The organism is Nonomuraea typhae (genome assembly GCF_009760925.1).
In the GTDB taxonomy this organism is placed as follows: Bacteria; Actinomycetota; Actinomycetes; order Streptosporangiales; family Streptosporangiaceae; genus Nonomuraea; species Nonomuraea typhae.
The window spans coordinates 240,459-253,839 of sequence record NZ_VRLV01000006.1; the positions used below are offsets into that span (position 1 = coordinate 240,459).

The following is a 13,381-nucleotide window of genomic DNA, read 5'->3' on the forward strand; positions in this document are numbered from 1 at the left end:
CCGCCTCGACCGGGCCGGGGCGGCGCGTCCCGGCCGGGCCCCTTCCACGGGCGCGCGGGCCAGGCCCGGTGCCGTCAGCCGGGCAGCAGCCCGGCGATCGTGCGCGCGCACGCGCGAAGCCTTCCGGCCGCGAGCATGATGTCCTCGCCCGCCGACACCTCGGGGAAGCCGAACAACGACAGGTACATGACGACCTGGCCGTCGGGCCCGAAGACCGGCGCGGAGACGTTGCGCACGCGATAGCTCCCCTCTGCGGCCAGCGACTCCTGGTCGTAGGCTCCCGGCCCGCCCAGCGCCGTCTCGAGCTCGCGTATCCGGGCGTCCCTGTGCGGCCCGGCGGGGTGGTGGACCAGCACCTCGTCCAGTGCGCGGTAGGCGTCGGTGGCCAGGCTGATGACCCAGCCGCGCGCACGCACCCGGTCCAGCGCGCGCAGATGCGCCCGGACGGTCGCCGGGTCGCCGCCGCCGGCCCCGCGCGCCGCCCACGCCTCCTGCGTCTCGCGGTCGCGCCAGGCCACCATGAGCGCACCGAGGGGCGCCCAGAACGGCATGCGCTGGCCGACCTGGATGGGGGCCGCGCCGACAGGCGGCGCGCCGACCGCGGCCACGCGCACCACCTGGTCGCCGATCGTCATCATGATCGCGCACTCCATTCCCAGTTCGCGCGTCAGCGACTCCACGGCCGGCCGGGCCAGGTCGGCCACCACCACGTGTGCCATGACGTCGGGTCTGGCCGGGATCACCCGGGATCGGGGGATGAAGCTCCCGTAGCCGCCGTTGTGGAAGATCAGCGGCAGGCCGGGACCGGCGGCCTCCAGGTCCACGACCCGCCCGAGGACGATGTAGTGGTCGCCCGCCTCGATCTCGTCGACGACCACGCAGTCGATCCAGGCGACGACGCCGTCGATGACCGGCGAGCCGAGCGGCGACGGCCGCCAGCCGATACCGGCGAACTTGTCGGCGCTGTTCTTGACCGCGAGCGCCCTGCACACGTCCTCCTGACGGTCGCCGAGCACGTTGACGCAGAACCGGTCTCGGGTGCGCTGCCGGGCGTAGGAGGACGAGGTCCTGGCCGCCATGAACGACACCAGACGGGGCTCGAGCGACACGGACGAGAAACTGCCGACGATCATGCCGAGCGGGTCCCCGTCGTCGCCGACGGAGGTCACGGCCACCACACCGGTCGGGTAGCGGCCGAGGACCTGGCGGAAGAAGTGCTCGTCGCGGACACGCTGGCGACCGGTCAGCTCCATGGCAGGTTGTACCTTCCGGCGCCGCTGGCGCCGTCCACCATGAGCACGTCTCCGCTGACGAAGGCGGCCTGGTCGGAGCACAGATACGCGACGGCGTCGGCCACGTGGGCCGCGGTTCCCACGCGGTCGAGCGGGGTGTTGGCGCGCATCCGCTCGACGTACTCCCGGGGGACGAACTCACCGAGCCCTTCGCGGTGACCATGGTCGATGAGCCCCGGCGCCACCGCGTTCACCCTGATGCCCTCGCGGCCGACCTCCAGCGCCAGGCACTTGGCCAGCATCACCACACCGGCCTTGGACGTGCAGTAGTGTCCGGCGCCCAGGCGGGCGGAGAAGGCCGCGCCGCTGGCGACGCAGCAGATCGTCCCGGCCACGCCGTACTCGACCATGTTCCGTGCCACGGCCGTGGCGACGTGGAAGGTGCCGTCCAGGTTGACGCCGAGCACCCGCCGCCAGTCGGCCGGCGCCATGTCGAGCAGATTCTGATGGGGCGCGATGCCGGCGTTGCTCACCGCGACCTCCAGCGGGCCCCAGGTCTCGGTGACGGCCCGGACCGTGGCCTCGACCTGGGCCGGGTCGGCGACGTCGGCCGTCCGAGCCAGCACCTGCCCGCCCTGGGCGGCGAACTCCGACCTGGTGCGTTCCAGCCGTTCGGCGTTGACGTCCAGCAGCGCCACCCTGTCACCCAGGTCGAGCAGCTTGGCCGCGATGGCCTTGCCGAGCCCGTCGGCTGCCCCGGTGACCAGTGCCGTCCTCATCGGACCTCCTGGGAGCGCTCCGAGCGGGCGAGGAACGGCAGCAGCAGGCGCAGCACCTCACGGGGCCGTTCCCTGAACACGAAGTGCCCCGCCCGGTTGACCACGTGCAGCGACAGCGGCGCCGTGGTGGTGGCGAGCAGATCCAGCAGCGCCACCCCGCGCTCGACCTCACTGAGCGGGTCGTGGGAGCCCCACACCAGCATGATGGGCACCCGGTAGCCGTGGTCGCGGGCGTAGGCGTACAGGGCGTCCTTGGCCGCCAGCAGGTCGGCAGGCGGCTGCGCCGGCGGATCCGTGGCCGCCCTCGCGGCATGCGCGTCCAGCAGGGCGTCGTCGACGTGGTGCGGCGTGTACGACAGGCGCTCCAGGTGCCACGCCTGGGCCCGCCGTGGGTCGGCGGGCGGGTGGGCCAGCCGGAGGTTGACGGGGGAGTCGCCCGTCGGCGCCGCCTCGTGGCCCGCGATCACGCTGCACGACAGAACGCGGCCGGGCACGGATCGGGCGAGCTGCAGCGCGAGCAGCCCTGCTTCGCCGTGGCCGACGACGTGGAAGGCGGAGACTCCCAGCCCGTCGAGCGTCGCCAGCACCGCCGGCTCCGCGTCACGCCCGCCACCGGCTCCGTCCCATGCGATCACCTGGTGCCCCGCCGCGGCGATGGCCCCGGAGACCGGGTCCCACACCTCCGGACCGCCCGTGTAGCCGGAGGTGCCGGGCGCGCCGCCGTACAGCAGGAGCACCGCGGTGCGCGGTCCGGTGTCGCTGACGCGCGTCCCGACCTCAGCCGACATGGGTGTCCACCTCCTCGAGAAAGGACCCGACGACATCTACGAACCATCCCGGATGCTCCCGGAATGGGAAATGTCCGCACTTGTCGATTACCGACAGGGTCGTCCGGCGTTCCCAGCGCGACAGCCCGGCGAAGAGCGCGAGCCCGCGGCTCAGCAGCGCCGTCCGGTCGTCGCGGCCCCACACCACCTGCGTCGGCCGCTGCAACCTGCCCTGCGCCAGCCAGGTCAGCGTCTCCAGCTTGTCCTCGGCCAGCCGCGGCAGGAACAGCCCTGCCATCAGGTCACCCGCACGGACCTCGGCCAGCGCTTCCTGATAGGTCTCGCTCTGGACGACGCTCCACGCCTGCTCGACGAACAGGTCGGTGACCGTGGCCGGGTCGTGCATGTAGTGCTCGTAGACCCAGCGCACGCTCTGCCGGGAAGGCGCCATCGGCGGGGCGCCGAGCACCACCTCGTTGGTGCCGACGCCGGGGCTGAGCGTGCCGCTGTTGACGATGGTCAGCGAGGCGACCAGGTCGGGCCGCAGCAGCGCGGCCCGGGTGGCGGCGAAGCCGCCGCGCGAGTGACCGACCAGGTGGACCGGGCCCAGGTCGAGAGCCTGCAGGAACGCGGTCAGGTGGTCGACCACCGCCCGCATCGTGTAGCCGGCCCGGGTCGGCGGCTTGCCGCTGAAGCCCTGGCCCGGCTTGTCATAGGCGATGACCCGGTGGCCGGCCGACAATCCGTGAAAGGCCGGCGCCCAGGCGTAGGCTCCGCTGGCCGAGCCGGCGGTGCCGAAGCTGCCGCCGTACACGAAGACCACGGGCGTGCCGCTGCCCTGGACGGTGTGCCACGTCCTGACGCCGGCGACGTCCAGCCACGACCCCGCGGGCAGCTCGGCGTAGCCGGGGACGGCGCTCATCGGGCGAAACCGTTCTCGAGTGTCCACGCGGCCAGCGCGTTCTTGGTCGTCCACCAGACCCGCTCGCGCCGCCGGGCCGCCTCCAGGCAGCGGCGCAGCGTCGGGACGAACGCCGGCCGCCCCGCCATGTGGCAGTGCAGCACCATGTCCGCCCACTGAGGCCGCCCTGCTGCACCCTCGGCCCAGCAGACCTCCAGACTGTCGGCGAACCCCTCGGCGAACACCTGCGGGCTGTTGGTCGGCAGGATCCAGTGGATCAGGTCGTTGGCCGACATGTTCGTCTTCGGCAGGACGGCCAGCCGTTTTCCGTCGATCTGCTCCACGTACGGCAGGTCGTCGCTGGCGTCGTCGCCCGACCAGGTGATGCCGCAGTCCACCATGATCCGCTTGGTGCGCTCGGAGCTGGAGTTGGCAGGACTGGCCCATCCCGAGGGACGCACGCCCGCGGCCTTCTCGATCGCGTCGAGGGTGCGGACGATGATGTCGCGCTCGGCGCCCGAGTCGGCCTCGTTGAGGAACTGGTCGTTCACCCAGCCGTGCCCGACGAGGTCGTGCCCGGCGCCGGCGACCGCGGCCACCACGTCCGGCCAGTCGCGGGCCAGCTTGCCCGACACCGAGAACGACGCCTTCACCTCCAGGTCGTCGAAGAGCTCGAGCAGCCGCCAGACTCCGGCCCTGACCCCGTACTCGCCGTAGGACAGGGAGAAGGAGTCGCGCTGCCCCGGCCTGCCCGCCAGGCGGAGCTGGGACTGGTTCTCGAACGCCTCCAGCGCGACCCCGATGGTGGCCGCGGCGTACTGCCCCTGCGGCCAGTGCACGGTGCGCCGACTGCGCGACAGCGTCTCACGCCAGGTCACTGTGTCTCCTTTCATCAGCTGAGCTCGGCGAGTTTGCCGCTCATGTCGATCAGGTCGTCCTTGCCCGCGGGCCGCCACCTGCCGGCCGCGGAGTCGTAGACGGTGATCCGGACGCTCTCGACCGGCGCCGTGTCGGTGGCGGAGGTGTTGAGCAGGAGGCCGTCGGCCGCCATGGGCACTTTGACGTCCTTCAGCGCGAGGGCCGTGTTGATGACGTCGAGCCGGGTCAGGGAGGCGGACCTGGCGAGGATCTCGGCGATGACCTGCCCTTGGGCCCATCCGATGGCGACGTTCTCCGAGCCGGCGTTCACCTGGGGAGCGTGCTTCTTCAGCGCCGCGAAGTAGGTGTCGGACTCGGCGTCGCCGGGCACGCGCTGCCTGACCCAGGCGTCGCTGACGACGCCGTCGACGCTGCCCGGCTTGGCCAGGTTCATGAGCGTGGTGTTGCTGCACGTGAACGTGGTGGCGATGGCCGGCTTCCAGCCGGACCCGGCCACGGTGTCGAAAATCTGCGGGCACTTGGTGCCGGCGGCCACCACGATGAGCGCGTCGGCGCCGCTGGCCTTCAGCGTGGTCACCTGGGAACGCACGGCGGGATCGGTGACCTGGAAGGTCTGGGTGGCCACCAGGGCGGCGCCGTACTCCTTGAGGCTCTTCTCGATCCCGGATCTGGCCGACTTGCCGAAGGAGCCGTCCTGGGCGATGAGCGCGACCTTTTTGCGGGCCAGGTTCTTGGCGACGTAGGTGCCCAGGGCGTATCCCTCCAGGGCGTAGGGCACCAGCCCGTCGATGGCGTTGAGGTGCGCGGCCCGCGCCTGCGGCGAGGCGGAGGAGATCGTCGACTCCAGGATCGGCACGCACTGGCGGGCGAGGGAGTCCCACACCGACATGGCGCCGGTGGTGCTCTGGACGCCGACGATGGCGAAGACGCGGTCGCGTTGCAGCAACTCGGTGATGTTGGCGGCGGCCTTGGTCGGGTCGTACTGGTCGTCCTTGCCGATCAGCTCGATCGTGCGGCCGTTGATGCCGCCCTTGTCGTTGAGGTGCGCGAAGTAGGCGTTCATGCCCACGTTGGTCTCGCCGATCGAGGCCAGCGGGCCGCTGTTGGGATAGCTGGAGCCCAGCTTGATCGTGGTCTTGGTGACGCCGGGAGACGCCTCGTAATCCTGGCAGGACTCCTGCCGGACCACGGCCTCGACCTTCGTGCCCGAGGCGTTGGCGGTGTCGGCGGACTGTTCGGCCGGGCCGCGGCCGCCGCAGGCGGTCAGTCCCAGCAGGAGGGCCATCGTGGCCGCGCACGTTTTCATCGGCGTTCCTCTTTGTGCTCTCTGTTCGCTTTCTGGCGGATGAGCTGGTCGAAGACGCGGCCGGCGAACCCGGCGAGCCCGTCGCGCATCACGAGGACGACCACGACCAGCAGCCCGCCGTAGACGGCCGGGGCGAGCACGGGATCGACGTCGGACAGCAGGTCGGGCAGGCGCTCGGTGACGGCCGCGCCGATCACCGGTCCCAGCGTCGTGGTGGCGCCGCCGATGACGATGGCGGACAGGAACTGGATGGATCCGGTGAGAGTCACGTACGCGGTCTCGGAGGAGATGATCCCGTGGGTGGCCGCGAACAGGGATCCGGCCAGGCCCGCCAGCGCGGCGCTGATCCCGAAGAGCGCGACCTTGGTGCGGGCCACGTCCACTCCCATGAGCGCCGCCGCGGTCTCGTCGTCGCGCATCGCCACCAGCGCGCGTCCGGCCTGCCGGCGGGTGAGGTTGCGGGTGAGCACCAGGGCGACGACGAGCGCGGCCAGGCAGACGAGGTAGCGGAACTGGTCGGCGGCCAACGGCAGCCAGGCCGGCGCGGCCATGGCGGCGAGCGGCTTGCCCTGGTTGCCGCCGGTGAACTCGCCGAAGCGCATCACCACGGCGGGGAACAGCGCCCCGAGCACCAGCGTGATGACCGCCAGGTACACCCCGCGGATGCGCAGCGCGGGCACGCCCACCAGCATGCCGGTGGCGAATGCCAGCACCAGCGCCGGCGGGATCGTCGCCCACCAGTACCAGCCGTGGTCGGCGATCAGGATCGCCGTGGTGTAGGCGCCGATGCCGAAGAAGGCTCCCTGCCCGAGGGAGATGAGCCCGCCGTACCCGGTGAGCAGGCTCAGCCCGATCGCCGGCAGCGCCACCACGCAGATGCGGGTGTAGTCCTGCACGACGTACGGCGGGTTGACGAACGGGATCAGGATCGCCGCCACCAGCAGCAGGACGCACAGCAGACCGGAGGCGCGCCGCCGCGCCGTGTTCACGGCGGGCCCGAGCTCGCGCGGCCGCCCGAGGGTGAGAGTCATGCGCGCCGCACCGAGACCTTTCCGAACAGGCCCGCGGGCCGCAGCACCATGCCGGCGAGCATCACCGCGAAGGGGACCGCGAGCGTCATCTCGGTCCCGATGAAGCGCAGGTAGCCGACGGTGACCGACTCGCAGACGCCCAGCAGCAGCCCGCACACGACCGCGCCGACCGGGCTGTCGAACCCGCCGAGAGTGGCCGAGGCCATGGCGTACACCAGCACCGGCAGCATGAGGCCCGGTTCGAGATACAGGCCCAGCGAGGTCACCAGCACGCCCGACAGCGCGCCGAGCCCGCCCGCCAGCCCCCAGCCGGTGGCCAGCAGGCGCCCGATCGGCAGCCCGGCCAGCGCGCTCGAGGTGCGGTTCTGCGCGACGGCGCGCAGCCCGAGCCCCAGCTTGGTGAAGCGGAACAGCAGCGCCAGCGCCACGCCGGCCACCGCGAGCGCCGCCAGGGCGCCGATGGTCGCGTACGGCAGGCGTACGGCAGAGAGCTGGAGCGCTCCTTCCGGGAAGAGGGAGGGCAACGGCCGGCCGTCCGAGCCGAACAGCAGCAGCGCCAGCGCGCCGAACAGGGTGTAGAGCCCGGTCATGACCAGCACCATGGACAGGTGGTCGCCGATGTCGAGCCGCCTGATCAGCACACGCTCGAGTGCGGCGGCCAGCACGAAGGCGGCGACGACGGCCACGAGCAGGGCCGTCCAGATGCCCAGATTCCACGTGAGCAGAAACCACACCAGATAGGTGGAAAGAGTTGCCATCTCTCCCTGGGCGAAGTTGACCACGCCGCTGGTGCGGAAGACCAGCACGATGGCCAGGGCGAGTGCGGCGTACACGCAGCCGTTGCCGACGCCGTCGGCGACACGCTGGAGGAGAAGGTCCATCACACGGCTCCCAGGTACAGGCGGCGCAGAGCCTCGCGGTCGGCCAGGTCCGCCACGCCGACGGGTTCCGACAGCACGCCCGCGGTGAGGGTGTAGGCCCGTGCGGCGATGCCCAGCGCCAGGTGGGCGGCCTGCTCGACGACCAGCATCGCCAGCGCGTCCGCGGCGTTGAGCTCGGCCAGTTTGGCGAACAGGTCCCTGGCGGCCATCGGCGCCAGCCCGAGCGAGGGCTCGTCGAGCAGGAGCAGCTTCGGCCTGGACATCAGGGCGCGGGCGACGGCCAGCATCTGCTGCTCGCCGCCGCTCATGCTGCCCGCCGGCTGGTTCCGCCGCTCGCCGAGCCGGGGAAAGAAGTCAAGCCATCTGTCGAGGTCCGCCCGCATCTCGGCTTGCGGACGGGTGTAGCCGCCGACGCGGAGGTTCTCCTCCACGGTCATCTCGACGATCGTGCCCCGGCCCTGGGGAACGTGTGCCACGCCCAGCCGGGCGACCGTGTCGGCGCGCAGGCCGCCGACGGGCCTGCCGTACAGGAGGATCTCGCCGCGCGAGGGGATCATTCCCGACAGGGCGCGCATGAGCGTGGTCTTTCCGGCGCCGTTGGCGCCGAGCAGCACGACCACCTCGCCGGGGCCGATGGTGAGGTCGGCGTCGCGCAGCACCTCGCCCCGGCCGTAGCCGGCGCTCAGCTTCCTGGTCTCCAGCAACGTCATAGCGCCTCTCCCAGGTAGGCGTCGACCACCGCGGGGTTCGTGGTCACCTCGTCGGGGGCGCCTTCGGCGATCTTGCGGCCGAGGTCGAGCACCACCACGTGGTCCGACAGGCCCACCACCATGCCGATGTGGTGCTCGACCAGGAGGATGGTGAGGTCCAGCTCGGCCGCGATCGAGCGCAGCATCCGCGACAGCGCCCGCACCTCGTCCCCGTCGAGCCCGTTGGCCGGCTCGTCCAGCAGCAGCAGACGGGGGTTCGCCATGATCGCGCGCGCCAGCTCGACACGCTTCTGCACGCCGAACGGCAGCAGCCCGGCCGGTGCGTCGGCGAGAGCCGTCAGGTCGGTGAGCGCCAGCGCGCGCTCGCACTCCTGCTCGAGCCGCCTCTCCTCCCGCCTGCACGCCGGCGTCCTGATCATCGCCGCGAACATGCCCGCTTTGGTACGGCCCTGCGCTCCGCACAGCACGTTCTCCCGGACCGAGAGCGTGGGGAAGAGCGCCAGATTCTGGAACGTTCTCGCCACCCCGTATCGGACGGCCTCGTGCGGCCTGATGGAGGTGATCTCCCGGCCGTCCACGAAGATCCGGCCGGCTGCCGGTCGGTACAGCCGGCTCACGCAGTTGAACAGCGAGGTCTTGCCCGCGCCATTGGGGCCGATCAGGGCGCAGACGCTGCCCGGACGCACCGAGAAGCTCAACCCGTCCAGCACCTGGAGCCCGCCGAAGCGCAGGGACAGATCCTCCACCTGGAGCATGGCGGTCACCACGACCAACCCCGATCCGAGGGCGGCAGCCACACACCGGCCTTGCGCAGATGACCGAAGATCTCGCCGTACGCCTCGATCTCCGGCGGCGCCCACAGGAACGGCAGCAGCAGGAAGTGGCGCATGCCCGTCGCCCGGGACAACTCGATGAACTGCTCGGCGACCTGCTCGGCCGTGCCGCCGAGCACGGTGTTGCCCACGCCGAAGCCGATCTTGCGGGCCACGGTCTCGGTGTCCTGCCCCTTGAACAACTCCTGGTAGGTCTGACTGCTGCGCATGAAGAACTCCGCGAAGCCGGCGGCGGCGGGCAGGTCGACGTTGGCCTCGAACCACGCCCGCTTGTCCTCGGCCTCGGCCGCGCTGCTGCCCAGGACCACACCGATCGAGCCGACCAGCGCCACCTCGCCGTCGGGCCGGCCGGCGGTGGCGGCCCGCTCGGCCAGGCGGCCGACGGCGGAGCGCACCTCCGCCTGGTCGTCCACCACGGCGGAGAAGCCGTAGTCGCACTCCGTGGCGATCAGGTCCAGGCCCGCGGGCGACACGCCAGGGTTGAAAATCACCGGGTGGGGCCGCTGCACCGGCGCGGGACCGGCCATCGAGGCGGCGCCCGCGGACCACAGCGCCTTGACCGCGCCGAGTGTCTGCCCGGCCTGGTCGTAGCGGCGCTCGTGCGCCAGTTCGCCCTCCAGGCCGAACAACGCCACCTCGGCGGGCTTGACCCCGGGCACCATGTTCCAGCCCCAGCGGCCCTTGCTCATGGCGTCGAGGTTGGCGCCCAGGCGGGCGATCACCGGTGCGGGCAGGTACCGGGTGTGCAGGGTGGTCACGACCCCGAGGCGCCGGGTCGCCGCGATCACCGCGACCGCCCAGATCGGCGCGTACAGGCGCGGCTCGCCGTGCCCGGCCGCGACGCCGGCCGGGCCGTTGACGGTGTAGCTGTCGGCGAAGAAGGCGAAGTCGAGCCCGATGCGCTCGCAGGTCCTCGCCAGCTCCATGTGCACGTCGAGGTCCAGGACGTCGGGGTTGCGATCGGCCACGACGCGGGACATCACGTTCTGGGACGGGGTATTCGGCCACATGATGCCGAAGCGCATCAGGCCGTCGTTCAGTCGCGGCTTTCCGGTTGCCACTTATCCTCCCGGGGTGAGAGTCCAAGAATGCATCCGATTTCTGCACAGCGACTATCACATTCTGCTATCCAGAAATCGCGCTTAAGTCATCGTCCTGAGGGCCTGCGGATCACGGCGCGGTGTGAATCCACAGTCCGGGCTGTGCCGGTAGCCGTGGTCAGTGGTGTAAGGCGTACGAACGCGCACGTCGAACAGGCTGACAACACCGATCTTCTTGCGGACGCCCGGGCGATCCCGCGACCTTGAAGGCGCCACCCCACCCCCGCCTCAGGGAGCTCGCCATGAACCTGTCCGTACTCGCCGCTGCCCTCATGACGGCGGCCGCGGTCGCCTCGCCGGCGGAGGCGGGCACGACGGCGCCGCCGGTGAGCATGGAACTCGCGGTCAAGGCGGCGCAGATCGATCCGAGGCGCTCGGACACCACCCTGACGCCAGGCGCCAAGGCCGGCGTGTTGCTCGTCGAGCGGGCGTTGCGCGACGAGGGGCTGCTGGACGGCAGGTGGGTGGACGGGTACTTCGGCACCACGACGGTGGCGGCCTACACGAGGTTCCAGCGGTCGCTGGGATTCACGGGGGCGGCAGCCAACGGCCTGCCCGGTAAGGCGTCGCTGCGGCGGCTGGGCGCGGGGCGGTTCAGCGTGACCGGCCTCGTCGAGGCGGGCGCGCGGACGTCGTACGCGGGCGGGGTGGTCAACCGCCGGACCAGAGACATGCTGGCCGAGGCACGGCGGTCGCTGGGGCGTGAGCTCGTGCTGGAGCAGGGGTCGTACAACCCGGGGGGCGATCCCACGTCGGCGGGCACACACGACGGCGGCGGCGTGGTCGATGTGTCGGTGAAGGGGATGGATGCCGCCACCCGTACCGAGCTGGTCCGGGTGTTGCGCCACGTGGGGTTCGCCGCGTGGCTGCGTGGTCCCCGGCAGGGCGACTGGCCGTGGCACGTCCACGCCGTCGCCATCAGCGATCCGGATCTGTCCGTGCCGGCCCAGAACCAGGTCGGTGACTACTACCTGGGCCGGGACGGGCTCTCGGGGCGCGGGCCCGACGACGGTCCGAAGGTGACCGTCCGCACCTGGGAGGAGTACCAGCGCCGCTGACTCCTCCGAACACACCAAAGGAGACGAACATGAGCATGTCCAGAAGGATCTTGGCCGGGGCGAGCGTGGTGCTGGCGCTGGGCGCGATGGTGGTGGCGGCTTCGCCGGCGGTCGCGGGTGGCCGGGACGGTGTCTGTGACGACGGTGAGTTCTGTTACTACTTCAACAGCGGCAATCAGGGGTCGGTGTCGGACTTCGCGGGGTCGGTCAGCAACTACGCGAGCACGCAGCCGTCGTGTTACGACTTCAAGGGTCCGGGCGCGGGTCAGGGCACGTGCGTCAAGAACGCGGCGGCGTCGGTGTGGAACCGGAGCCGGCAGGTGGTCCGGGTGTTCTACAACAGCGGTCATGCCGGTACGCACCAGGACTTCGGCCCCGGGGTCAAGGGCAACCTGATACCCGCGCTCAAGAACCAGAACGCCTCACACGAGTTCAACCCGGGGGCCACGCCCGCCCGCGGCCGGATGTCGTACGCGTTGTACGCCGCTCACGGCTCGATCAGCTGCCCGTTCGACGGCTACACCACCAGGCCGGGCAGCAGGCACGAGGGCATCGACCTGGTTCGCCGGCTGGGCGCCGAGGTGCGCTCGCTGGTGGACGGGGAGATCGTCAACGTCCAGCGTGGCCGTACCGGATCGGGCGGGTTGTCCACGATCGCCATCTACGTCGCCGCGGCGAACAAGACGGTGATCTACCTGCACTCGAGTCCGTCGCCGTCGCTGCGGGCGGGCCAGCGGGTGAGCCGCGGTCAGATCATCGCGACCGAGTCCTGGCGCGGGGTGGGCGAGTCCTCGTCGGCGCACACCCACGTCGAGATGCGGCCCGGACGGCATCTGCGCGCGGCCAAGAGCATCGGTGACCGGAACCTTGAGAACCCGGACCCCACCTCGTTCTGGAACTCCCAGGGCTACCAGGTCCGCTGAAGCCCGGAAGAACGGAGACGAACATGGGCAAGTCCAGAAGGATCCTGGCCGGGGCGAGCGTGGTGCTGGCGCTGGGCGCGATGGTGGTGGCGGCTTCGCCGGCGGTCGCGGGTGGCCGGGACGGTGTCTGTGACGACGGTGAGTTCTGTTACTACTTCAACAGCGGCAATCAGGGGTCGGTGTCGGACTTCGCGGGGTCGGTCAGCAACTACGCGAGCACGCAGCCGTCGTGTTACGACTTCAAGGGTCCGGGCGCGGGTCAGGGCACGTGCGTCAAGAACGCGGCGGCGTCGGTGTGGAACCGGAGCCGGCAGGTGGTCCGGGTGTTCTACAACAGCGGTCATGCCGGTACGCACCAGGACTTCGGCCCCGGGGTCAAGGGCAACCTGATACCCGCGCTCAAGAACCAGAACGCCTCACACCGGTTCCAGGGCACGGGAACGCCGACGGGCTGCAAGACCGACGGCACCGACACCCGGATGCCCACGACGATCCTGGTGTACCTGCGCGCCAGGAACGAGGTGGTGCGGGTGGGATTCAAGGACTACGTCAAGAACGTCCTGCCCAACGAGTGGATGGCGCACTGGCCGGAGGAGTCGCTCAGGGCGGGGGCGGTGGCCGCCAAGAACTTCGGCTGGTACTGGGCGCTGCACTCCAACAAGAAGAAGAACGGCATGTGCTACGACGTTGAGGACAACACCAACAGCCAGGTCTACAGGCCGGGCTCGGCCAGGGCGAGCACGAACGCCGCGGTCGACGCGACGTGGGGCGATCGCCTCACGCGCGGCGGAAGGATCTTCAACGCCCAGTACTGCCGGACGCACACGGAATGCGGTCACTGGCGGGACGGCGCCTGGATGTCGCAGATGGGCTCACGCGACATGGCCAACCAGGGGCGTACCTACCGGGAGATCCTCGCGCGCTATTACAAGGGCGTCGTTCTCCAGTAGAAGGGGATGGCCCGCCGTGCCACGCACGGCG

14 protein-coding genes are annotated in these 13,381 nt (G+C 71.0%); 3 read left to right on the top strand and 11 right to left on the bottom strand.

Going from position 1 to position 13,381, the window contains the following annotated elements; translation table 11 throughout:
- Nucleotides 1-74: 74 nt before the first annotated feature.
- From FVE25_RS23915 to FVE25_RS23965, 11 genes are read right to left on the bottom strand one after another with little or no spacing between them, the layout of a single operon-like run.
- Nucleotides 75-1,253, bottom strand: coding sequence for a flavin reductase (locus FVE25_RS23915; protein WP_157249274.1), 1,179 nt, complete (start codon nt 1,251-1,253; stop codon nt 75-77).
- Nucleotides 1,244-2,011 (bottom strand): SDR family NAD(P)-dependent oxidoreductase, encoded by a 768-nt coding sequence (locus FVE25_RS23920; RefSeq protein WP_157249275.1) that lies wholly within the window; start codon nt 2,009-2,011, stop codon nt 1,244-1,246. The genes FVE25_RS23915 and FVE25_RS23920 overlap by 10 nt, the downstream gene beginning before the upstream one ends.
- Nucleotides 2,008-2,799: an alpha/beta fold hydrolase gene (locus tag FVE25_RS23925; protein ID WP_157249276.1), complete on the bottom strand. Its 792-nt coding sequence runs from the start codon at nt 2,797-2,799 to the stop codon at nt 2,008-2,010. The genes FVE25_RS23920 and FVE25_RS23925 overlap by 4 nt, the downstream gene beginning before the upstream one ends.
- On the bottom strand, nt 2,789-3,700 hold the full coding sequence (locus FVE25_RS23930; protein WP_157249277.1) for an alpha/beta fold hydrolase: 912 nt from the start codon (nt 3,698-3,700) through the stop codon (nt 2,789-2,791). Before FVE25_RS23930 ends, FVE25_RS23925 begins: the two co-directional genes overlap by 11 nt.
- Nucleotides 3,697-4,557, bottom strand: coding sequence for a polysaccharide deacetylase family protein (locus FVE25_RS23935; RefSeq protein WP_157249278.1), 861 nt, complete (start codon nt 4,555-4,557; stop codon nt 3,697-3,699). Before FVE25_RS23935 ends, FVE25_RS23930 begins: the two co-directional genes overlap by 4 nt.
- Nucleotides 4,558-4,571: 14 nt before the next feature.
- Entirely contained in the window at nt 4,572-5,864 is a 1,293-nt protein-coding gene (locus FVE25_RS23940; RefSeq protein ID WP_157249279.1) for an ABC transporter substrate-binding protein, read from the bottom strand.
- Nucleotides 5,861-6,895, bottom strand: coding sequence for a branched-chain amino acid ABC transporter permease (locus FVE25_RS23945; RefSeq protein WP_157249280.1), 1,035 nt, complete (start codon nt 6,893-6,895; stop codon nt 5,861-5,863). The genes FVE25_RS23940 and FVE25_RS23945 overlap by 4 nt, the downstream gene beginning before the upstream one ends.
- Complete coding sequence (locus tag FVE25_RS23950) at nt 6,892-7,776, bottom strand: branched-chain amino acid ABC transporter permease (protein WP_157249281.1); 885 nt, start codon at nt 7,774-7,776, stop codon at nt 6,892-6,894. The genes FVE25_RS23945 and FVE25_RS23950 overlap by 4 nt, the downstream gene beginning before the upstream one ends.
- Nucleotides 7,776-8,486, bottom strand: coding sequence for an ABC transporter ATP-binding protein (locus FVE25_RS23955; protein ID WP_157249282.1), 711 nt, complete (start codon nt 8,484-8,486; stop codon nt 7,776-7,778). The genes FVE25_RS23950 and FVE25_RS23955 overlap by 1 nt, the downstream gene beginning before the upstream one ends.
- Complete coding sequence (locus tag FVE25_RS23960; RefSeq protein ID WP_157249637.1) at nt 8,483-9,241, bottom strand: ABC transporter ATP-binding protein; 759 nt, start codon at nt 9,239-9,241, stop codon at nt 8,483-8,485. The genes FVE25_RS23955 and FVE25_RS23960 overlap by 4 nt, the downstream gene beginning before the upstream one ends.
- Nucleotides 9,242-9,246: 5 nt before the next feature.
- On the bottom strand, nt 9,247-10,380 hold the full coding sequence (locus FVE25_RS23965) for an LLM class flavin-dependent oxidoreductase (RefSeq protein WP_157249283.1): 1,134 nt from the start codon (nt 10,378-10,380) through the stop codon (nt 9,247-9,249).
- A 281-nt stretch (nt 10,381-10,661) separates the two neighbouring features.
- On the opposite strand from FVE25_RS23965, the gene FVE25_RS23970 reads away from it, so the two are divergent.
- Genes FVE25_RS23970 through FVE25_RS23980 form a run of 3 tightly spaced genes read left to right on the top strand, consistent with a single transcriptional unit; the run spans nt 10,662 to nt 13,350 of the window.
- Nucleotides 10,662-11,477 (top strand): peptidoglycan-binding protein, encoded by an 816-nt coding sequence (locus FVE25_RS23970; protein ID WP_157249284.1) that lies wholly within the window; start codon nt 10,662-10,664, stop codon nt 11,475-11,477.
- 29 nt (nt 11,478-11,506) lie between these two features.
- Entirely contained in the window at nt 11,507-12,400 is an 894-nt protein-coding gene (locus FVE25_RS23975) for a peptidoglycan DD-metalloendopeptidase family protein (RefSeq protein ID WP_157249285.1), read from the top strand.
- A gap of 23 nt (nt 12,401-12,423) precedes the next feature.
- Nucleotides 12,424-13,350 carry a SpoIID/LytB domain-containing protein gene (locus FVE25_RS23980; RefSeq protein ID WP_157249286.1) on the top strand — a complete coding sequence of 309 codons (927 nt, stop codon included), beginning with the start codon at nt 12,424-12,426 and terminating at the stop codon, nt 13,348-13,350.
- Nucleotides 13,351-13,381 lie beyond the last annotated feature (31 nt).